The 19656-nt window shown below is 59.1% G+C and carries 13 protein-coding genes; 5 read left to right on the top strand and 8 right to left on the bottom strand.

Translation table 11 applies throughout. The annotated features are described in order from the left end of the window. Window positions 1-11: 11 nt before the first annotated feature. From ACQRBV_RS04860 to ACQRBV_RS04830, 7 genes are all read right to left on the bottom strand, one after another. The gene (locus tag ACQRBV_RS04860; protein WP_411985257.1) at window positions 12-1610 is read right to left on the bottom strand and encodes an ABC transporter substrate-binding protein; all 1599 of its coding nucleotides are present in this window, start codon (window positions 1608-1610) and stop codon (window positions 12-14) included. Window positions 1611-1690: 80 nt separating this feature from the next. Next, complete coding sequence (locus ACQRBV_RS04855) at window positions 1691-3088, bottom strand: OprD family outer membrane porin (protein WP_060754899.1); 1398 nt, start codon at window positions 3086-3088, stop codon at window positions 1691-1693. 170 nt (window positions 3089-3258) lie between these two features. Continuing rightward, complete coding sequence (locus ACQRBV_RS04850; protein WP_411985258.1) at window positions 3259-4863, bottom strand: ABC transporter substrate-binding protein; 1605 nt, start codon at window positions 4861-4863, stop codon at window positions 3259-3261. A gap of 300 nt (window positions 4864-5163) precedes the next feature. Further along, the gene (locus ACQRBV_RS04845; protein ID WP_411985259.1) at window positions 5164-6792 is read right to left on the bottom strand and encodes an ABC transporter substrate-binding protein; all 1629 of its coding nucleotides are present in this window, start codon (window positions 6790-6792) and stop codon (window positions 5164-5166) included. 258 nt (window positions 6793-7050) lie between these two features. Next, window positions 7051-8652, bottom strand: a complete 1602-nt coding sequence (locus ACQRBV_RS04840; RefSeq protein WP_060754902.1) for an ABC transporter substrate-binding protein — start codon at window positions 8650-8652, stop codon at window positions 7051-7053. 102 nt (window positions 8653-8754) lie between these two features. Beyond that, on the bottom strand, window positions 8755-12045 hold the full coding sequence (locus ACQRBV_RS04835) for a dermonecrotic toxin domain-containing protein (protein ID WP_411985260.1): 3291 nt from the start codon (window positions 12043-12045) through the stop codon (window positions 8755-8757). A gap of 195 nt (window positions 12046-12240) precedes the next feature. Then, complete coding sequence (locus tag ACQRBV_RS04830) at window positions 12241-12954, bottom strand: SIMPL domain-containing protein (RefSeq protein ID WP_060754904.1); 714 nt, start codon at window positions 12952-12954, stop codon at window positions 12241-12243. 218 nt (window positions 12955-13172) lie between these two features. Here ACQRBV_RS04830 and ACQRBV_RS04825 point away from each other — a divergent pair, with 218 nt between their 5' ends. From ACQRBV_RS04825 to ACQRBV_RS04815, 3 genes are all read left to right on the top strand, one after another. Next, complete coding sequence (locus ACQRBV_RS04825; RefSeq protein ID WP_060754905.1) at window positions 13173-14435, top strand: ATP-binding protein; 1263 nt, start codon at window positions 13173-13175, stop codon at window positions 14433-14435. Further along, entirely contained in the window at window positions 14428-14988 is a 561-nt protein-coding gene (locus ACQRBV_RS04820) for a response regulator transcription factor (protein WP_003171731.1), read from the top strand. Before ACQRBV_RS04825 ends, ACQRBV_RS04820 begins: the two co-directional genes overlap by 8 nt. Before the next feature lie 99 nt (window positions 14989-15087). Then, window positions 15088-16812: an ABC transporter ATP-binding protein/permease gene (locus ACQRBV_RS04815; RefSeq protein ID WP_090366783.1), complete on the top strand. Its 1725-nt coding sequence runs from the start codon at window positions 15088-15090 to the stop codon at window positions 16810-16812. Between the two features lie 196 nt (window positions 16813-17008). Here the strand turns inward: ACQRBV_RS04815 and ACQRBV_RS04810 are convergent, their stop codons facing one another. Next, complete coding sequence (locus ACQRBV_RS04810; RefSeq protein ID WP_060754907.1) at window positions 17009-17446, bottom strand: YhcB family protein; 438 nt, start codon at window positions 17444-17446, stop codon at window positions 17009-17011. A gap of 146 nt (window positions 17447-17592) precedes the next feature. Here ACQRBV_RS04810 and ACQRBV_RS04805 point away from each other — a divergent pair, with 146 nt between their 5' ends. Continuing rightward, complete coding sequence (locus ACQRBV_RS04805; protein WP_060754908.1) at window positions 17593-18222, top strand: alpha/beta hydrolase; 630 nt, start codon at window positions 17593-17595, stop codon at window positions 18220-18222. Between the two features lie 24 nt (window positions 18223-18246). Next, window positions 18247-19602, top strand: coding sequence for a tryptophan--tRNA ligase (locus ACQRBV_RS04800; protein ID WP_244384340.1), 1356 nt, complete (start codon window positions 18247-18249; stop codon window positions 19600-19602). Window positions 19603-19656: the final 54 nt, after the last annotated feature.

Genomic DNA, 19656 nt, shown 5'->3' with positions numbered 1-19656 from the left:
CGTTTTTCTTATTACTTCACCTGGGTAGTGGCGAAGTTATTGGTCGTCAGAGGGCTTTGGGTATAACCCTCGACGTTCTTGCGCATGGCGGTGAACATTTTCGGATAGGCCATGGGGATCCACGGTTGGTCATTGCCGAAAACGTCCAGTGCTTGTTCATAGAGTGCCGCGCGCTGGGTCGGTTCAGCATTGGCGCGGGCCTTGTCGATCAAGTCCTGGAACTCTTTGTTACACCAACGCGCGTAGTTTTCGCCGTTTTTTGCCGCGTCGCAACTCAGGTTCGGGGTGAGGAAGTTATCCGGGTCCCCGTTATCCCCCGCCCAGCCGGCCGACACCATGTCGTGCTCGCCGGCTTTGGCGCGCTTGAGCATTTCGCCCCATTCCATGACCTTGATATTGACCTTCAGGCCGATCTGGGCCAGGTCCGCTTGCATGCGCTGGGCGCCGAGCAGCGGGTTAGGGTTGGTCGGGCCGCCGCCGTTACGGGTGAACAGGGTGAACTCGGTACCTTCCGGCACGCCGGCTTCCTTGAGCAGGGCGCGGGCCTTGTCCAGGTCGCGTGGCGGGTTCTTCAACTTATCGTTGAAACCCAGCAAGGTCGGCGGATACGGGCCGGTGGCGTCGACGGCATTGCCTTTGCCGTACAGCGATTCGTTGTAGCCTTTCTTGTCGAACGCGATGTTGATCGCGTGGCGCACCCGCGCATCGCTCATGTACTTGTGCGTGGTGTTCATGGCGGTATACGCGGTGGTCATCGCCGCCAGTTCATCGACTTTCAGGTTCGGGTCTTTCTTGATGCTCGGAATATCATCGGGCTTGGGATACAGCGCGACCTGGCATTCGTTGGCCTTGAGTTTCTGCAGGCGCACGTTGTTGTCGGTGGTGATTGCCAGAATCAGCGGATCGGCCGGTGGCTTGCCACGGAAGTACTCCGGGTTGGCCTTGAAGCGCACCTGGGCGTCTTTGGCATAGCGCGTGAAGATGAACGGCCCGGTGCCGATCGGCTTGGCGTTCAGGTCATCGGTCTTGCCGGACTTGAGCAACTGGTCGGCATATTCGGCGGAGTGAATCGAGGAAAACCCCATGGCCAGGTCGGACAGGAACGGTGCCTCAGGACGGGTCAGGGTAAAGACAACGGTGTGGTCGTCGGTCTTCTCTACGCTCTTGAGCAGTTCCTTGAAGCCCATGCTTTCGAAGTATGGGTAGCCCACAGCGGACTTGTTGTGCCAAGGATGATTCGGGTCCAGCTGGCGCTGGAAGCTCCAAAGTACGTCGTCGGCGTTCAGGTTGCGCGTGGGTTTGAAATAGTCGGTGGTGTGGAACTTGACGTCGTCACGCAGGTGAAAGGTGTAGGTCAGGCCATCGGCACTGATTTCCGGCAGGGCCTTGGCCAGTGCAGGAACCACTTCGGTGGTGCCGGGCTTGAAGTCCACCAGGCGGTTGAACATAGTTTCCGCAGCGGCGTCGAGGGTTACGGCGGTGGTGTACAACACCGGGTCAAAACCTTCCGGGCTGGCTTCGGTGCAGACCACCAGCGGTTTGGCCGAAACGCCGATCGCCACGCTCAGCAGCGCGGCGGCCATGGCGGCTTGTAACGGGAGCATTTTCATTCAGAACCCTCTGCAATCGATGGAGCCAGACAAGCGTAGACGGCAGGCTCGTCCTGAGCCCGCCGTGTACCTGGCGCTAATTAAAGAATATTGAACGGGATGGTGGTAACCAGGCGGAATTCACGGATGTTGCCGTCAGCCTGGTTTTCACTGGCGCGGTGGGTCACGTAGGTGCCACGAATGGTGGTTGCCTTGAGTGAGCCGCTCTGGATCGCGTAGGAAGCGCCCACGCCATATTCCTGGTGGGTTTCGCCGTCCATCAGGCGCAGGTCGCTGCGACGTACGCCCGATTCACCGTAAGCGGTGCCGGTGTAGTGAGTACCGTCGATGCCCCAGCCGCGAGCCGAGTAGACGTTGAACTTCAGGCCCGGCACGCCGTATTCAGCCATGTTGAGGCCATAGGCGATCTGGAAGGACTTCTCGTTCGGTCCGTTGAAGTCGGACGTCAGGGAGTTGGCCAGGTAGATGCCGTTGGTTTCGTGCAGGTAGTCGAAGTATTCGTCACCGTTGATGGCCTGGTAGGCGAAGGTCAGGCTGTGGGCTTGGTGAGTCAGGCCCAGAGACAACGAGTAGGTGTCGTTGTCGATCTTGCCCATCTTCTTGCTGCCGGTATCGGTGGTTTTATAGTAGTTCAGGCCGGTGGTCAGGCCCAGGACGCTGCTGTCGCCCAGCTCGTGAGTGGCGCCGACATAGTACTGGTTCCAGAAGTCCTCGACGTTAGCCGCGAATACGCTGGTTTTCAGGCTCTTGAACGGCTGGTAGTTGAAGCCCAGGGTTTTCACCTTGTCGGTGGTCTGGCCGTTACCGTACTCGGAACGGAACTTCGACAGGCTCTGTTCGGTACGTGGCGACACGCGATCGAAAACACCGCCTTGGAACGACAGGTTGCTGAATTCCTGGCTGTCGATCGAAATACCTTCAAAGCTCGAAGGCAGCGCACGGTTGCCGATGGTGTCGACGATTCCGCTGCTGAAGTTCTGGCGACCGGCGGTCAGTGTGGTGTTCGAAGCACGGAACTTGACGTTGGCCAGGCCCAGTTTGCTCCACTGGTCAACGGCGTCGCCGTTGGAGTCGGCCAGCGTGCGGTTGGAACCACCCTTGATATCGCGCTTGCTGCGATCCAGAACCAGAGCGTTGTAGACGGCAACTTCGGTGCTCACGCCGATGGTGCCCTGGGTGAAGCCCGAAGTACCGTTGAGAATGGTGCCCTGTACCCAGTTGGTGCGGTAGGCGTCAGTGCGGGTTTCACCATGTTTCTCATAGGAGAATTTACCGCCACGGAATTTGTTTTCGTTGGAAAACCAGTTCCGGGTGGTACCGCCCAGGCTTGCTCCATCGATAAAGCCCTTGGCCTCGCTTTGGGCGCTGGTGCCGGCCAATGTGGTTGGAACGAAGTCCTGGCTCTGGGTTTCAGCGAAGGCGGTTGCCGTGATGCTGCTGATGGCCAGGGCCAGAAGCGCTTTGCTGCTCAATTTCATGGGTGAAGCTCCTTTGGTTCTCTTTTTATGCCGGTCTTTTTAGGTGAACCGGCTATTGGTGTGTAACTCGTTCAAGCTTTTGCAAACGTTTGGCGTAGGAAAAATCCCAACAAAAGGCTGCGCGTTTGCAGCAGAGCCGTTCCCGCTCTGCGCAATCCGGTTATTTATTTTTATGGGTTGAGACTGACGCCCGAGAACACGTTGCGGCCGAAGGGGCTTACCTTGAAGCCTTCGACTTTGGCGCTTAACGGCTGGTTGACCGTCGAGTGGGCGACTGGCGTGATCGGCACCTGCGCTTTAAGCAGTTGCTGCGCCTGTTTGTACAGAACAGTCCGTTGTTCACGGTCGGTGACGACCTTGGCTTGCTTGATCAGCTTGTCGTACGCCGGGTCACACCACATGGAGTAGTTGTTCCCGCCGATGGCGTCGCAGCTGTAGAGGGTGCCCAGCCAGTTGTCCGGGTCACCGTTGTCGCCGGTCCAACCGATCAGGCTGATATCGTGCTCACCGTTCTTGGTGCGCTTGATGTACTCGCCCCACTCGTAGCTGACGATCTTGACCTTGAGGCCGATCTTGGCCCAGTCGCTTTGCAGCATCTCGGCCATCAGCTTGGCATTGGGGTTGTACGGCCGTTGTACCGGCATGGCCCACAGGGTGATCTCGGTGCCTTCCTTCACGCCGGCAGCCTTGAGCAATTCCTTGGCTTTTTCCGAGTTGTAGGCGGCGTCCTTGATCGAGTCGTCGTAGGACCACTGAGTCGGCGGCATCGCGTTGACGGCCAGTTGCCCGGCACCCTGGTACACCGCGTTCAGGATGCTTTGCTTGTTCACGGCCATGTCCAGCGCCTGGCGCACTTCGAGCTGGTCGAAAGGTTTGTGACGCACGTTGTAGGCGATGTAGCCGAGGTTGAAGCCGGGCTTGGTCAGCAGTTGCAGTTTCGGGTCAGCCTTGAGCGCGTCGACATCGGCCGGGCGCGGGTGCAGGGTCACCTGGCATTCGCCGGCCTTGAGTTTTTGCACGCGTACCGAGGCGTCGGTGTTGATGGCAAAGATCAGTTGGTCGAGCTTGACTCGGCTCGGGTCCCAATACTGTTTGTTCGCCACATAACGGATCTGTGAATCCTTCTGGTAGCGCTGGAACACAAACGGGCCGGTACCGATCGGCTTCTGATTGATATCGCTGGGCTTGCCTTCCTTGAGCAACTGCTCGGCGTATTCGGCCGAAAGGATCGCGGCAAAGCTCATGGCGATGTTCTGCACGAATGCGGCGTCGACCGTGTTCAGGGTCATCACCACGGTATGCGGGTCGGTTTTCTCGACCTTGGCAATGTTCTTGTTCAGGCTCATCCCGTTGAAGTACGGGAACTCGGTGGGGTAGGCCTTGCGAAAGGGATGGTCGGGGTCAAGCATGCGGTTGAAGGTGAACAGCACGTCGTCGGCGTTGAAGTCGCGCGTCGGCTTGAACTCCTTGTTGCTGTGGAACTTCACCCCTTCGCGCAGGTGAAAGGTGTAGGTCAGGCCGTCTGGCGAAATATCCCACTTGGTTGCCAGCCCAGGCACCACATTGGTTGCACCCTTTTCGAACTCAACCAGGCGGTTGTACAACGGCTCGGCCGCATCGTTGTCGGTGGCGGTGGTGTATTGCGCGGTGTCAAACCCTGCCGGGCTGCCTTCAGAGCAGAACACCAGGCTCTTCTTGTCGGCGGCTTGGCCCAATGTGGCCACAGCCAGCAGGCTGGTGCCAAAAATTGCGGATAGAACGGTGGTATGGCGCATGACGATCCCGATCCTTGTTTGTAGTTATCAACCAGCGAGCCATTTCCCGGGACTAAGGGAAACCTCACTGATCCCACACGCAGCAAGTGCCTTTCTCAGAATGAAGCTGCTGCGGTCCTACGACGTTATGGGTCGTGGATCCTGCAGTAAATGCGTCAAATCTGACTGACCTTGTAGGTAACGGAGCCACGGATCGCAGTTCATTGCTGTAGGACGGCAATGAGTTCGCTGTGGTCTGTTTCCTAGTGTCTCGGTGGATGCAATAACGGCGACGCCGTGAAGCGTCGCCGTCATAGATCCTTACTTGCCGCTTACGCTGACGCCGTAGAAGGAGTTCAAGCCAAATGGGCTGATCTTGAAGTCCTGCACGTTGTTGCGCATGGGTTGATACACCGTCGAGTGCGCGATAGGTGTCATCGGGACTGCATCTTTGAGGATATGTTGCGCCTGCTTGTACAGCTCGGTGCGTTTGGCGACGTCCGATGTGGCCTTGGCTTCTTTCACGATGCCGTCGAATTTTTTGTCGCACCATTTGGAGAAGTTGTTGCCGTTCAGCGAGTCGCAGCCGAACAGTACGTTCAACCAGTTGTCCGGGTCACCATTGTCGCCGCTCCAGCCAATGATCATGGCCTGGTTCTCGCCGCCTTTGGAGCGCTTGATGTACTCGCCCCACTCGTAGCTGACGATGTTGACCTTCAGGCCGATCTGTTTCCAGTCGTTCTGCAGCATCTCGGCCATCAGCTTGGCGTTCGGGTTGTACGGACGTTGAACCGGCATGGCCCACAGGGTGATCTCGGTGCCTTCTTTAACGCCGGCTTCCTTGAGCAGTTCCTTGGCTTTGGCAGGATCGTACTTCGCGTCCTTGATCGTGGTGTCGTAGGACCACTGGGTCGGTGGCATGGCGTTGACGGCCAGTTGGCCCGCGCCCTGGTACACGGAGTCGATGATCTGCTGCTTGTTCACCGACATGTCCAGCGCTTCGCGTACACGCAGGTCGGACAGCGGGTTGGGAGCGGTCTGGCCCTTGAGGACCGGCATCACGTTATAAGCGATGTAACCCAGGTTGAAACCGGCCTGGTGCGGCAGTTTCAGATCCTTGTCCTCGCCCAGCGCCTTGAGGTCGGCCGGACGCGGGAACAGGGTGACCTGGCACTCGTTTTTCTTGAGTTTCTGGATACGCACCGACGGGTCGGTGGTAATGGCGAAGATCAGGTTGTCGATCTTCACGTCTTCCGGTTTCCAGTAGTCCTTGTTGCCGGTGTAGCGGATGTTGGAGTCTTTCTGGTAGCTCTTGAACACGAACGGGCCAGTGCCGATCGGCTTCTGGTTGATGTCGGCGGCCTTGCCTTCCTTCAACAGCTGCGCGGCGTATTCGGCGGACTGGATCGACGCGAAGCTCATTGCCAGGTTCTGGATGAAGGCGGCGTCCACGGTGCCAAGGGTGAACTTGACGGTGTGGTCATCGACTTTCTCGATGTTCTTGATGTTGGTGTCCATCCCCATGTCCGTGAAGTACGGGAACTCGGTGGGGTAGGCTTTGCGGAACGGATCGTCCTTGTTGATCATGCGGTTGAACGTGAAGAGCACGTCATCGGCATTGAAGGTACGAGTAGGTTTGAAGTACGAAGTGGTATGGAACTTCACGCCGTCGCGCAGGTGGAAGGTGTACGTCAGGCCATCCGGGGACACGTCCCAGCTGGTGGCCAACCCAGGAATCACAGCGGTGCCGCCGCGTTCGAACTGGGACAGACGGTTGAACATGGTTTCGGCCGAGGCATCGAAGTCTGTTCCGGTGGTGTACTGGCCCGGGTCAAAACCTGCGGGGCTGCCTTCGGAGCAGAACACCAGGTTAGTCGCCGCTTGGGCGAAAGGGGCTGCGGCCATAAGGCCAGCGCTCACAATTAACGGAATGACTGCGTGTTTAAGCATGTTGGCCTCATGATTTGTTGTCATTTTTGGTGGTGAGGGCGACCTCGTGAGTCGGCCTGCGGATACTTATGCAGGGGCCATACCCAATGCAAGATGCAGAACCGTTGCGAGACTGAAAGTGTGGTACGAACGTACAGGAATGTCGCAAATCTGAAAGTTTCTACATAATTGCGTACATTCAGAGGGTTTTTTCGGTGCAGGGTGCGCACCAAAAATGCCCAACCAAGGCGTCTGGCGCACTTGGTTGGGGCGCAGCTGTTACTTGTCCAGGCTGACACCATAGAAAGGCGTGAGGCCAAAGGGGCTGATCTTGAAGTCCCGCACCTCCTTGCGCAGCGGTTGGAAAACCGTCGAGTTTGCAATAGGCGTTATAGGTACTTGTTCCTTAAGAATTTTTTGAGCCTGTTGATACCACTTTATACGCTGCTCACGGTCGTTGCTGACCTTGGCCTGCTGCACGAGTTTGTCGTAGGCAGGGTTACACCATTTGGCGTAGTTACTGCCCTTGACGGCGGCACAACTGTAGAGCACTCCAAGCCAGTTATCCGGGTCGCCGTTGTCGCCGGTCCAGCCATAAATCATCGCGTCGTGTTCGCCGTTTTTGGCGCGCTTGATGTATTCGCCCCACTCATAGCTGACGATATTGGCTTTGATGCCGATTTTTTCCCAATCCTGCTGGATCATCTGGGCGGACATCCGCGCGTTCGGGTTGGAGGCGCGCTGGACGGTCATTGCCCACAGATTGATGGTGGTACCCGGTGCAACCCCTGCTTCTTTTAGTAGCGCCCGAGCCTTGGTCGGATCGTAGGGGGCGTCCTTGATGGTCGGGTCATAAGACCACTGCGCTGGAGGCAAGGCGTTCTGCGCCAATTGTCCGGCGCTCTGGTACACCGCCTTGATGATGGCTGGCTTGTCGATAGCCATATCCAGGGCCTGACGCACTTTGAGTTGGTCCAATGGCGGGTGGGTCACGTTATAAGCGAGAAACCCCAGGTTGAAACCGGCTTGTTGCAGCACGCGCAGGTTGGGGTCCTGCTTCATGACTTCGATATCGGAGGGGCGCGGGTAACCGCTGACTTGGCATTCGCCGGCCTTGAGTTTCTGCAGGCGTGCGGCGGCGTCCGGGGTGATGGCAAATATCAGGTTGTCGAGCTTCACATCCTCGGGCTTCCAATACTGCTTATTGGCCGCGTAGCGGATCTGCGAGTCTTTCTGATAGCGCTTGAATACAAACGGGCCAGTGCCCACCGGCTTCTGGTTGATGTCGGAGGCGGTGCCTTCCTTTAATAGCTGGGCGGCGTACTCGGCCGATTGCACCGAGGCGAAACTCATGGCCAGGTTCTGCACGAGCGCTGCATCGACGTTGTTCAGGTTGAAACGCACGGTGTGTTCGTCGAGTTTTTCGACGCTCTTGATCGTGGTGTTCAAGCCCATATCGGTGAAGTAGGGCGATTCTGACGGATACGCCTTGCGAAATGGGCTTTCGGCATCCAGCAGGCGATTGAAGGTGAACAACACATCGTCCGCATTGAAGTCGCGGGTGGGCGTGAAGAAATCGGTGGTGTGGAACTTGACGCCCTCGCGCAGGTGGAAGGTATATGTCAGGCCATCCTTGGACACCTCCCAACTCGTCGCCAGGCCGGGTTCCACTTCGGTGCCGCCGCGCTTGAATTGCGTGAGGCGGTTGAACACGGTTTCGGCAGAGGCATCGAAATCGGTACCGCTGGTGTATTGGCTGGGGTCGAAACCGGCGGGGCTGGCTTCGGAGCAGTAAACCAGGGTGCTCGCCGCCTGGGCGATGGGCATAAAGGCCAGCAGGCCTGCGGCGAGGAGGAGCGGTTTGAAGGCGATTCTTTGCATAAAGACCCCTGAAATGGCAGGCATATATAAGCTGCCCAAACGAAAACGGCGCAACCGAGGTTACCGCCGTTGACGTTTGTCAGATAGGGGCTGTTTAGGTGATCACTTCAGTACAAGCGTGAACTCAATGTTGGATGGCGCTTTTTTGTCGATAACGTAGACGTTGGCGGCATCTTGGGTCTCATTGCTTTCGCTGATCGTGAGGGTACGTTTGGTGATGATTTCAACCTCCGGAATTTTATAGCGTTCAGTTTCCGGTTGGCTGATAGTGCTCTTTCCCACGAAATTGACCTTGGCTTGGCGGGTCACGGCGTCATATTCGATGATGATCTCGGTGTCTTTCCCACCCAGGTAAAAGCCGCTGTACAGACCGGTGGCCTCGTCGTTCAAGTACTTTGTAGACGGCGCCAGTGAGCCTTGGTGAGCCACTTCGGAAATGCGCGCCCGCAACTTCGGGTTGGGAATCAGCGCTTCAAATTGGCGAAGTTTTTCCGCGGTATTTTCCAGGCCGTCCTGCGCTGTGCTCGTAAGCACCGTGCGGGTATCAGTCAGGCCGTTCTTGACCACCACGGAGTAATTGAACCGCGCAAGGTCTTTGGTGAACTGTTCTGAATACTCGCTTGAACTGAAATCCGACGGGCCGGCAGCCTCGCTCGCATAGATTTGAAAGTCGTCCTCAGCCAAGTCCCAGGAAATACCGATCTTGGATTTTATGACGCCATTTTCCTCAACGTTACGAATGGAGTATTCGTAAGCCATGTTGTCGTCCATTTTCAGGTATTCATCGATCTGCTCGGCGCCTTCAAGCTTTCGGCCTTCCAGATCAACAAACGCGTCAGAGACTTTCGACAGGGGCTTGGCCTCTTTTCCCGGTGGTGCAGAGGGTTTGTTCCACGGCCACTTGCCGCCTGGGCCAAGACCACGAGCCCATTCGCCGTCCGCCGTGGCATGCACGGTCATTACCGGCTTGCCTGTCTCGCGGTTGATGATCTGCACATAATCATGACTCAGCTTGAAGTCGCCTCTGACCTCATACACCCGGCCGACGCCCGTTGTGTCGGTATACCGGATAAACCAGTGGTCCAAGCCTGAAACCTGATCTTTTACCTGGTAGATACCCTTGGCATTGCGCGTGGCGTTTTCGATGAGCTGCTCACCGTTCGCGACCGCGTGTTCGCTGATGTTACCGGCTTGGCTGGGTTGCAGACGGTTGACCGGAACTCGCGGTTGCAGGCTTTCAACCACAGGGGCTTCGCCCGGGGCGGGAGCGATCGGTTGATCTTCCGGCGGCAGGAACGGGTCCTCCACAGAACCGCTGGCCCCGACCGAAAACAACACATTCAGCAAGCCATCGAAGGCTTTGGACGCGCCGTCGTTACGCTCGGCTTCAGTGTCGCCGGAGAGGGCTTTTTCCGTTCCCAGCACGCCTTCGGCCAGGCCTGTGACGGCGGCAAGGGCGGCCACCGGTGCGGCGATGGGGGCGAGCTTGGCCAGTAAGCTGGCAGCCACCGTAATGTCGTTGAGCCAGGTATCGCGATTGACCTCACTGTTGGATTTGATCATCACATCAGCGTCGCCCGTCATGCGTTCTTTAGCGGCGGTGGCGAGTGTGGAAAACACATCCCCTTCAATCGGTGAATGGCCATTGTTGATGGCCGGGCCCTTCAACGTGCCGGTCGCCATTTTCTCGAAGATTGTGTCCAGGCCTTCTTTCTTGTCGCCCACATGGGAGAACCAGAGTATGGGCATCAGCGTTGTCGCCGCCTTCTCGGCGAAACCTGCCGCATGGTCCTGGCGATAGATCAGCGGAAAGTGAGCGACCAAGGCCTCGCGTTTTTTGGGATCCCTGGTTTGCTCGGTCACCCATTGGTTCAGCTTTTCCAGAGAGTCGAATCTGAGGAAGGCGGGCTGCGCCCCTGGTATGTAGAGGACTTGTCGACCGCCGTCGGCGCTGAAGCGCAGGATATCGCTGGACATGAACCCGTGAATGTTCAGCGCATGTGCCTGAACGCGGCCGTTGGCGGTAGCCTTCGTCTTGAGCTGTTCAACGCTGAGCGGTGCGTTTTCATCACTCGGCAGGTTGGGTACGGCCCCCATTACCAGGCGGTAATCCTCCCGGGTGAAACGGTGTTCGGGCGCCTGCAGCGTGCGTTCAGCCGGTGGCCAGGTTTGCGCAGCCTTCAACTGTTTGCGGGCCTGGTAGGCGAACTCGCCTCTGATTGCCGTCTCGTAGTCCCCGGTGTGGGCGCTCCAGAAGTTGTCGATCTTTTGCGTCATCCCTGCCTGGAAGTCGGTCTTCCAACTGGCGTGCATGAGTGCGGAGGGAGCCAGGGGAAATTGGTTGTGCGCGCCATATCCACCCTTCGCACTTTGCCCCGGGCCCGCCAGGTACAAACCGGCCTCCTGATCCAGGCTGCCTGGCACGCCGTCGTGTTCGGAGAAGTTTTCAAGCAGCGCATCCGGCAGGCGCAACGATGAGTAAGGTTCTTCGCCTGGGTGCTCCCAGCCTGTGGCGGTGGCTGTCTCGGCGCTCAATGGGGTGTTCGCTGTCTTGAAGCGGTTCAGGTAGATCGTATCGGCATCCACCTGTTTGCCCGTCAATTGGAAGATCAACGTTTCGGCCCACAGCTTGGCTTGCGCCCGTGTATTGGGCAGGTTATTGGCGACATCAACGGCCAAACGCTTGAAAGCCAAAGCCTGGGGAGCGCTCGCGTAGTACTGCGCGGCATGCTGTTTATGCACGCCCAGGGCCTGTGCCGAGCGGCTGGCAGCCGGGCGCAGCGGGTCGTTGGGGGCGATCGGGTCGAAGGCTTTGTTGTGCTCGAGTCGCCTGATCTGTGCCCTGGCTTCGGTGCCGTTTTTAGGCAGGTATTTGCCGTAGAACTCGGCGATCAGCTTGACTTTCACTTTTAGGGTTTCACCGTCAACGGTCAACTGCAGGCTGCTGCCAGGGACGGGGCATATAACCTTCGCAGCGGCCAGCAGCGGGCCTGAAACCTGGCCCCAGCCACTATTATCGCGGGGCAGAAAGGTTTTCCTGACGCCCTCGACTTCGGCGGACAGGGCTCCGGTTGCGGGGTTGATCGACACGCTCGCGATGTCGATGTTTTGATCGCGCATCCAGCCGCTTACGACAGGGTGTTCCAATTGATTGCGATAGTCTTGCAGCCATTGCCCCAGGGTGGTCTGAGGTGAAACGGTGACCAATCCGACTTTTTGCTGGAGGACCTTGCGTTGAACGGCGGCGAGATAGGCAGCAAGTAGTGCTGTTTCATCGGGGTGCACCGACGCTGGGGCTTGCGCTACTGCAGGCTGAGCCGAGGCCTGCGCAGTGGGTGGCCTGGAAATTGGGGGGATAAGAGCAAGGTGGGGCGTGTTCAGGGAGACTTGCATGGGGTTCGATTCTCGTCAGTGAAATACAAGCCGGCAATGCGCTCCCTGCGAGCCTTGGCGGTATCTGTGTCGCGAGAACCGATGGTTTGATTCCATCGGGTGTACAGCTGGATATGACGAAACGGGTGTATCCCCTTGCCCAAAAAAACGGCGCGAGCCTGAGGCCGCGCCGTTCTTGCTGTCGGAAAACGTTGGTTATTGAAGCACTTCGATGACCCCGTCCGCGCTCATGGTGACCTGGCTGGTGCCGGCTTCGACTTCCGGTGTCGGTGCCGAATCCATCATCGCCGCTTTCATCATCATCCCGCCATTGCGGGCGTACGGTTGCGGGTAACCGTTGGTATTGAAGTTCAGGTTGACGATCTTGTAGCCCTTGCCACCCAGGGCATCGGTGGCCAGTTGCGCACGGGCCTTGAAGGCTGCCACGGCGTCTTTGAGCAGGGCGTCTTCGCTGGCCTTGCGCGTGGCATCGGCGATGGCGAAGTCCATGTTTTCCATTTTCAATGTGTTGAGCAGTTCGCCGGTGAGTTTGGACAATGCCGGGAAGTCCGCGCTTTCCAGGCGCAGTTCGGCGCGCTCACGCCAGCCGGTGATCTTCTGGTTCTTGCTGTCGTAGATCGGGTAGCTGTTGCGGCTGCCCTGGCGCAGGGTCACACCCTTGACTTCGCGGGCCTGGCCCAGGGCGGTGTTCAGGGTCGTGGTGATTTCGGCAGCGAGTTTGGCGGGGTCGCTGTTTTGCGATTCGGTGTAGAGGGTGACGATCATCTTGTCGCGGGCAACCTCCTGGCTGGCCTCGGCGCGCAGGGAAATCTGGTTGTAGTTCAGCCCTTCGGCGGCCACGGCGGGAAGGCTGGCCAGGGTGGCGACACCGAGGGTGATAACAGCTGCACTGCGAGTCAAACGTGACATGTAAATTCCTTGAGAGAGTCGTGTTGGGATACTCGTGTTCGGTATGACTGTAGACGGCGGCGTCGGGTTCTTCGGGTTTACACATTCGCTACAAGTTGGGGAATGGCGACGAACGGTCATTTGCCCGGCCTGCGTCAAAGAGCCACAGATGCCGTGCCGGGCGGTCCGCTTCGTTTATACTCCTGCCGATCCGCCTGCTGCGCTCATCGGGAGAGCTCATGCTCGCCGCCGTAAAACTGACTTCCGCCACCCGCCAGAACCTCTGGCGCCTGACGTTCATTCGTACCTTGGTGCTGGCCGCCCAGGCCGGCTCGGTCGGGCTTGCCTACTGGTTCGACCTGCTGCCGTTGCCGTGGCTGCAATTGGCCGTGACCCTCGGCTTCTCCACGGTGCTGTGTGCGTTCACCGCGATCCGGTTGCGCACCACGTGGCCTGTGACTGAGCTTGAATACGCCCTGCAACTGGCCTGTGACCTGTTTATCCACAGTGTGTTGCTGTATTTCTCCGGCGGGTCCACCAACCCGTTCGTGTCGTATTACCTGGTGCCGCTGACCATTGCCGCCGTGACGTTGCCGTGGCGTTACTCGGTGGTGCTGTCGGGCATTGCGCTGACGCTCTACACCTTGTTGCTGGCACAGTTCTATCCGTTGCAAACCTTCCCCATCGCCCGGGAAAACCTGCAGATCTACGGCATGTGGCTGAGCTTTGCATTGTCCGCCGCGGTCATCACCTTCTTTGCGGCACGCATGGCCGAGGAGCTGCGCCGCCAGGAAGAACTGCGCGCCATTCGTCGTGAAGAGGGGCTGCGTGACCAGCAATTGCTGGCGGTCGCCACTCAGGCGGCCGGTGCGGCTCATGAGCTGGGCACGCCGCTGGCGACGATGAGCGTGCTGCTCAACGAGATGACCCAGGATCACCACGACCCCGCACTGCAAGAAGATCTCGGTGTGCTGCGCGAACAGGTCAAACAGTGCAAGCTGACCTTGCAACAACTGGTGCGCGCTGCCGAAGCCAATCGTCGCATGGCGGTGCAAATGCAGGAGGTGACCCAGTGGCTCGACGAGGCTCTGAACCGCTGGCACTTGATGCGCCCCGAAGCCAGTTACCGTTTTCATCTGCTGGGGCAGGGCAGCGTACCGCGCCTGGCGCCACCGCCGGACCTGACCCAGGCGCTGCTCAATCTGTTGAACAATGCGGCCGACGCCTGCCCCGAGGGCTTGGGCGTGCAGTTGGATTGGGATGCGGAAAACGTGACCATCAGCATTCGTGACCACGGTGCGGGCGTGCCGCTGGCCATTGCCGAGCAGATCGGCAAACCCTTCTTTACCACCAAGGGCAAAGGTTTCGGCCTGGGCCTGTTTTTGAGCAAGGCCAGCGTGACCCGCGCGGGCGGCTCAGTGAAGCTCTATAGTCATGAGGAAGGTGGCACGCTTACCGAGCTGCGCCTGCCGCGTGTCGCACGAGGAGATATCGATGAGTGACGAGATCCAAGTCGAAGGCGAAGAACTGCCACACCTGTTGCTGGTAGATGACGACGCTACCTTTACCCGCGTCATGGCGCGGGCCATGAGCCGTCGCGGTTTTCGCGTGAGCACCGCCGGTTCCGCCGAGGAGGGCCTGACCATTGCCCAGGCCGACCTGCCGGACTACGCCGCGCTCGACCTGAAAATGGACGGCGATTCCGGCCTGGTGCTGCTGCCCAAGCTGTTGGAACTCGACCCGGAAATGCGCGTGGTGATCCTCACCGGTTATTCCAGCATCGCCACCGCCGTCGAGGCGATCAAGCGCGGCGCCTGCAACTACCTGTGCAAACCGGCGGACGCCGACGACGTGCTGGCGGCCTTGCTCTCCGAGCACGCCGACCTCGACACCCTGGTGCCGGAAAACCCGATGTCGGTGGACCGTTTGCAGTGGGAGCACATCCAACGTGTGCTGACTGAGCACGAAGGCAATATTTCCGCCACTGCCCGCGCCCTGGGCATGCATCGCCGGACCCTGCAGCGCAAATTGCAGAAACGCCCGGTACGGCGCTGAACAAAGTCTGAACAATCTTCTTCAGGCTGCACGGAGCCCTGAACCGATCGTCTAAGATCGGTTCAAACGCCTGTCATTTTTTCCTACCGAGCCTGAACAATGAACCAGAACGCTGAGTATTGCGCGGTCAACGACGCGGTGCGTGGGCATTTTTTTCGCCGAACCTGGGCGATGATCACGCCCTATTGGCGCAGTGAAGAGAAGGGCAAGGCCTGGCTGTTGCTGGCTGCAGTTATCGGCCTGTCGCTGTTCAGCGTGGCCATCTCCGTGTGGATCAACCACTGGTACAAGGATTTCTATAACGCTCTGGAGAAGAAGGACACGGCAGCCTTCTGGCAATTGATCGGCTATTTCGGCGGCATCGCCGCCGTGGCGATTCTTGGCGCGGTGTATCGGCTGTACCTGACTCAGATGCTGACGATCCGCTGGCGTGCCTGGCTGACCGAAAAACACTTCGCACGTTGGCTCGCCGACAAGAACTACTACCAACTGGAGCAGGGCGGTTACACCGATAACCCGGACCAGCGGATTTCCGAAGACCTCAACAATTTCACCTCCAGCACCTTGAGCCTGGGCCTGGGCCTGCTGCGCAACGTGGTCAGCCTGGTGTCGTTCTCGATCATCCTGTGGGGCGTGTCGGGTAGTATCGAAGTGTTCGGCGTCACCATCCCCGGCTACATGTTCTGGTGTGCGCTGCTGTACGCCGCCGTCGGCAGCTGGTTGACGCATCTGATCGGCCGTCGCCTGATCGGCTTGAGCAACCAACAACAACGCTTCGAAGCGGACCTGCGTTTCTCCATGGTGCGCGTGCGCGAGAATGCCGAGAGCATCGCTTTGTACAACGGCGAGCCGAATGAAAACCAACGCTTGAGCGCGCGCTTCGGCAAAGTCTGGCATAACTTCTGGGACATCATGAAAGTGTCCAAGCGCCTGACCTTCTTCACCGCCGGTTACAGCCAGATCGCAATCATCTTCCCGTTTATTGTCGCTGCACCGCGCTACTTCGCCGGCAAGATCGAGCTGGGCGAGCTGATGCAAATCAACTCGGCGTTCGGCAATGTGCAAGAGAACTTCAGTTGGTTTATCAGCGCGTATTCGGAACTGGCGTCGTGGCGCGCCACCAGCGACCGTCTGCTGAGCTTCCACCAGGCGATGAGTGATAACGAGCAACGTACGCCCGCCATCGATGTACGCCCCGAAGGCGAACGCTTGGTGGTGAAGAACCTGGGCATGGACCTGGCCGATGGCCGTCACCTGCTCACTGATGCGGATATGACCGTGGAGCCCGGCCAGCGCGTCATGCTCAGCGGGCGTTCCGGCAGCGGCAAAAGTACGCTGTTGCGGGCCATGGGCCACCTGTGGCCGGCGGGCCACGGCAGCATTCTCCTGCCGGCCGCGCGTTACTTGTTCTTGCCGCAAAAGCCTTATCTGCCGATTGGCACGCTCAAGGCCGTACTGAGTTACCCACAGGACGACAGCGTCTACCCACCAGAACGTTATGCACAGGTGCTGCAAACCTGCCGCTTGCCGCATCTGGTCGACCGCCTTGATGAAGCCAACCACTGGCAGCGCATGCTTTCACCCGGTGAGCAGCAACGCCTGGCCTTTGCCCGCGCCTTGTTGTTCGCACCGCAATGGCTGTACATGGACGAGGCGACCTCGGCCATGGATGAAGAGGATGAAGCGACACTTTATCAAGCGCTGATCGATGAACTGCCGGGCCTGAGCATCGTCAGCGTCGGCCACCGCAGCAGCCTCAAGCGATTCCATGGGCGGCATGTGCGGATCGAGGGTGGGCAACTGCGGGAACAACAACCGGCTTAAGGTCGTACTCGGTCAGTGTGGGAGGGGGCTTGCCCCCGATGGCTGTGGGTCAGTCACAGCATCTGTAACTGATAGATCTCTATCGGGGGCAAGCCCCCTCCCACAGTGGATCTCTGGTGTGCTTGAGAGTGAGCACCCAACAAAAAGCCCGGCTGATCAGCGATCAGCCGGGCTTTTTGTGTGCTTGAAAAATGACTTATTTCTTCAAGCCGTAATGCTCATCCAGCATGCCGGGAGCGTTCGGCGATTTTGGCGCGTAGTCCCGTGGCGGCTCCTGGTTTTCCCGTGGCGGGGTCAGGCGCTCGCGTGGGGCTTGCGGCGCATCGGAATGCAGCGCGGCCAGCAGACGCTGACGGGTGATGTCGTCGAGGGCCAGGCGGTTGGCGCCATCGGCGAGGTGATCCTGTACTTCCTGGTAGCTCTGGGTGAGCTTCTTGACCAGGGTCGCGGTGCTGTTGAAGTGGGTAACAACCTCGTTCTGATAACTGTCAAAACGTTCCTGAATGTCATCCAACTGACGCTGCGTGCGGTTAGGCGCGGCATTCGGCAGCAGGCGAGCAACCAGGAATCCAATGGCGACACCGGCAACCAGGGCGAGAGTCGGCAACAACCAAACTAAGAGCGAGTGTTCCACGAGTCCTTCCTCTATAAACGGCTTTGCTTTACGTTAACGGCTCGGACCTGCGCTGTATACCGCGATTAAGCTCGCAATGATGCCATGCACAGACTTTTAGCTAGACGAGTCGACCCTTTGAGAGGTCACGGAGTTCATCCTTGCTCATGCGTGAAACCCCCGTTTTGATCGATGGCCCGGCGGGTCAATTGGAAGCCTTGTACCTGGATCACCCCGAGCCACGTGGCCTGGCGCTGATCTGCCACCCCAACCCGGTGCAGGGTGGGACCATGCTCAATAAAGTCGTGTCGACCCTGCAACGCACAGCCCGCGATGCCGGTTTGATTACTTTGCGTTTCAATTACCGGGGTGTCGGTGCCAGTGCGGGCACCCACGACATGAGCACCGGTGAAGTGGATGATGCCGAAGCGGCCGCTGCCTGGCTGCGGGAAAAGCACCCGGACTTGCCGATCACGCTGCTCGGTTTTTCCTTCGGCGGCTATGTGGCCGCCAGCCTCGGTGGGCGCCTGGAAGCCAAGGGCGAAAAGCTGGCGCACTTGTTCATGGTGGCGGCTGCGGTGATGCGCCTGCGCGATACCGACCTGCTGCCGCTGGGCTGTCCGCTGACCCTGATCCAGCCGGAAACCGACGAAGTGGTCGACCCGCAGGTCGTCTATGACTGGTCCGCTGCCCTCAAACGCCCCCATGAGCTGCTGAAAGTGGCAGAATGCGGACACTTTTTTCATGGCAAGCTGACCGATCTCAAGGATCTGGTGCTGCCGCGCCTCTCGAATTGATAGCAGTCTGATAAGCGATTACCCATGACGACTCGTACCCGTATCCTCACCGGCATCACCACCACCGGCACGCCGCACCTGGGCAACTACGCCGGCGCGATCCGTCCGGCGATCCTCGCCAGCCAGGACGCCAATGCCGATTCCTTCTACTTCCTGGCCGACTACCACGCCCTGATCAAATGCGATGACCCGCAACGCATCCAGCGCTCGCGTATGGAAATCGCCGCGACCTGGCTGGCCGGCGGCCTGGATGTGAACCGGGTAACGTTCTACCGCCAGTCCGATATCCCTGAAATCCCCGAACTGACCTGGCTGCTCACCTGCGTCGCCGCCAAGGGCCTGCTCAACCGTGCCCACGCCTACAAGGCCTCGGTGGACAAGAACGTGGAAGCCGGCGAAGACCCGGATGCGGGCATCAGCATGGGCCTGTATAGCTACCCGGTACTGATGGCGGCGGACATCCTGATGTTCAACGCGCACAAGGTGCCGGTCGGCCGCGACCAGATCCAGCACGTGGAAATGGCCCGCGATATCGGCCAGCGCTTCAACCACCTGTTCGGCAACGGCAAAGAGTTCTTCACCATGCCCGAGGCGCTGATCGAAGAGAGCGTCGCCACCTTGCCGGGCCTGGATGGCCGCAAGATGTCCAAGAGCTACGACAACACCATCCCGTTGTTCACCAGCGCCAAGGACATGAAGGATGCGATCTCGCGCATCGTCACCGATTCCCGTGCCCCCGGCGAAGCCAAAGACCCGGACAACTCGCACCTGTTCACCCTGTACCAGGCGTTCGCCAGCAAGGCGCAGGAAGAAGAGTTCCGCGCTGAATTGCTGCAAGGGCTGGGCTGGGGCGAGGCGAAGAACCGTCTGTTCCAACTGCTGGATGGCCAGCTGGACGAAGCCCGTGAGCGTTACCATCAATTGATGTCGCGCCCGTCCGACATGGAAGACCTGCTGCTGATCGGCGCCAAGAAAGCCCGTGCCGTGGCGGCGCCATTCCTGGCTGAGTTGCGTGAAGCGGTGGGCCTGCGTTCGTTCGTCAATCAAGCGGCAGCGCCGGTGGCGGCCAAGAAGAAAGCTGCTAAAGCCGCGCGCTTCGTGAGCTTCCGTGAAGATGATGGTAGCTTCCGCTTCCGCCTGCTGGCCGCCGATGGCGAGCAACTGCTGCTGTCGCGCAACTTTGCCGACGGTAAAGCCGCTGGCGCGGTGACCAAGCAACTGCAAAGTGGCGACGCCCTGGACGTGCGCACCGAAGCCCTGGGTTTCAGCGTCTGGCTGGACGGCGTGGCCGTGGCCGACAGCGCCGAGTTCGCCGACGAACAGTCGCGCGATGCGGCCATCGCGGCCTTGCGCGTCGCGCTGACCCCCCTCGAGGATTAACCCGACCAAGGGTTGATTGCCATTATCCGGGGCCGTCGCTACAGTGACGGCCCG

It is taken from the genome of Pseudomonas sp. R11F (assembly GCF_050312575.1).
Taxonomy (GTDB): Bacteria; Pseudomonadota; Gammaproteobacteria; order Pseudomonadales; family Pseudomonadaceae; genus Aquipseudomonas; species Aquipseudomonas palleroniana.
Note: the sequence above shows the minus strand (reverse complement) of the source record. Positions and strands in the feature narration are given on the sequence as shown.

What these genes read in the sequence shown, in the direction of transcription:
- ACQRBV_RS04860 (WP_411985257.1), bottom strand. Translation starts at nt 1,610, where the DNA reads ATGAAAATGCTCCCGTTACAAGCCGCCATGGCCGCCGCGCTGCTGAGC.
- ACQRBV_RS04855 (WP_060754899.1), bottom strand. Translation starts at nt 3,088, where the DNA reads ATGAAATTGAGCAGCAAAGCGCTTCTGGCCCTGGCCATCAGCAGCATC.
- ACQRBV_RS04850 (WP_411985258.1), bottom strand. Translation starts at nt 4,863, where the DNA reads ATGCGCCATACCACCGTTCTATCCGCAATTTTTGGCACCAGCCTGCTG.
- ACQRBV_RS04845 (WP_411985259.1), bottom strand. Translation starts at nt 6,792, where the DNA reads ATGCTTAAACACGCAGTCATTCCGTTAATTGTGAGCGCTGGCCTTATG.
- ACQRBV_RS04840 (WP_060754902.1), bottom strand. Translation starts at nt 8,652, where the DNA reads ATGCAAAGAATCGCCTTCAAACCGCTCCTCCTCGCCGCAGGCCTGCTG.
- ACQRBV_RS04835 (WP_411985260.1), bottom strand. Translation starts at nt 12,045, where the DNA reads ATGCAAGTCTCCCTGAACACGCCCCACCTTGCTCTTATCCCCCCAATT.
- ACQRBV_RS04830 (WP_060754904.1), bottom strand. Translation starts at nt 12,954, where the DNA reads ATGTCACGTTTGACTCGCAGTGCAGCTGTTATCACCCTCGGTGTCGCC.
- ACQRBV_RS04825 (WP_060754905.1), top strand. Translation starts at nt 13,173, where the DNA reads ATGCTCGCCGCCGTAAAACTGACTTCCGCCACCCGCCAGAACCTCTGG.
- ACQRBV_RS04820 (WP_003171731.1), top strand. Translation starts at nt 14,428, where the DNA reads ATGAGTGACGAGATCCAAGTCGAAGGCGAAGAACTGCCACACCTGTTG.
- ACQRBV_RS04815 (WP_090366783.1), top strand. Translation starts at nt 15,088, where the DNA reads ATGAACCAGAACGCTGAGTATTGCGCGGTCAACGACGCGGTGCGTGGG.
- ACQRBV_RS04805 (WP_060754908.1), top strand. Translation starts at nt 17,593, where the DNA reads ATGCGTGAAACCCCCGTTTTGATCGATGGCCCGGCGGGTCAATTGGAA.
- ACQRBV_RS04800 (WP_244384340.1), top strand. Translation starts at nt 18,247, where the DNA reads ATGACGACTCGTACCCGTATCCTCACCGGCATCACCACCACCGGCACG.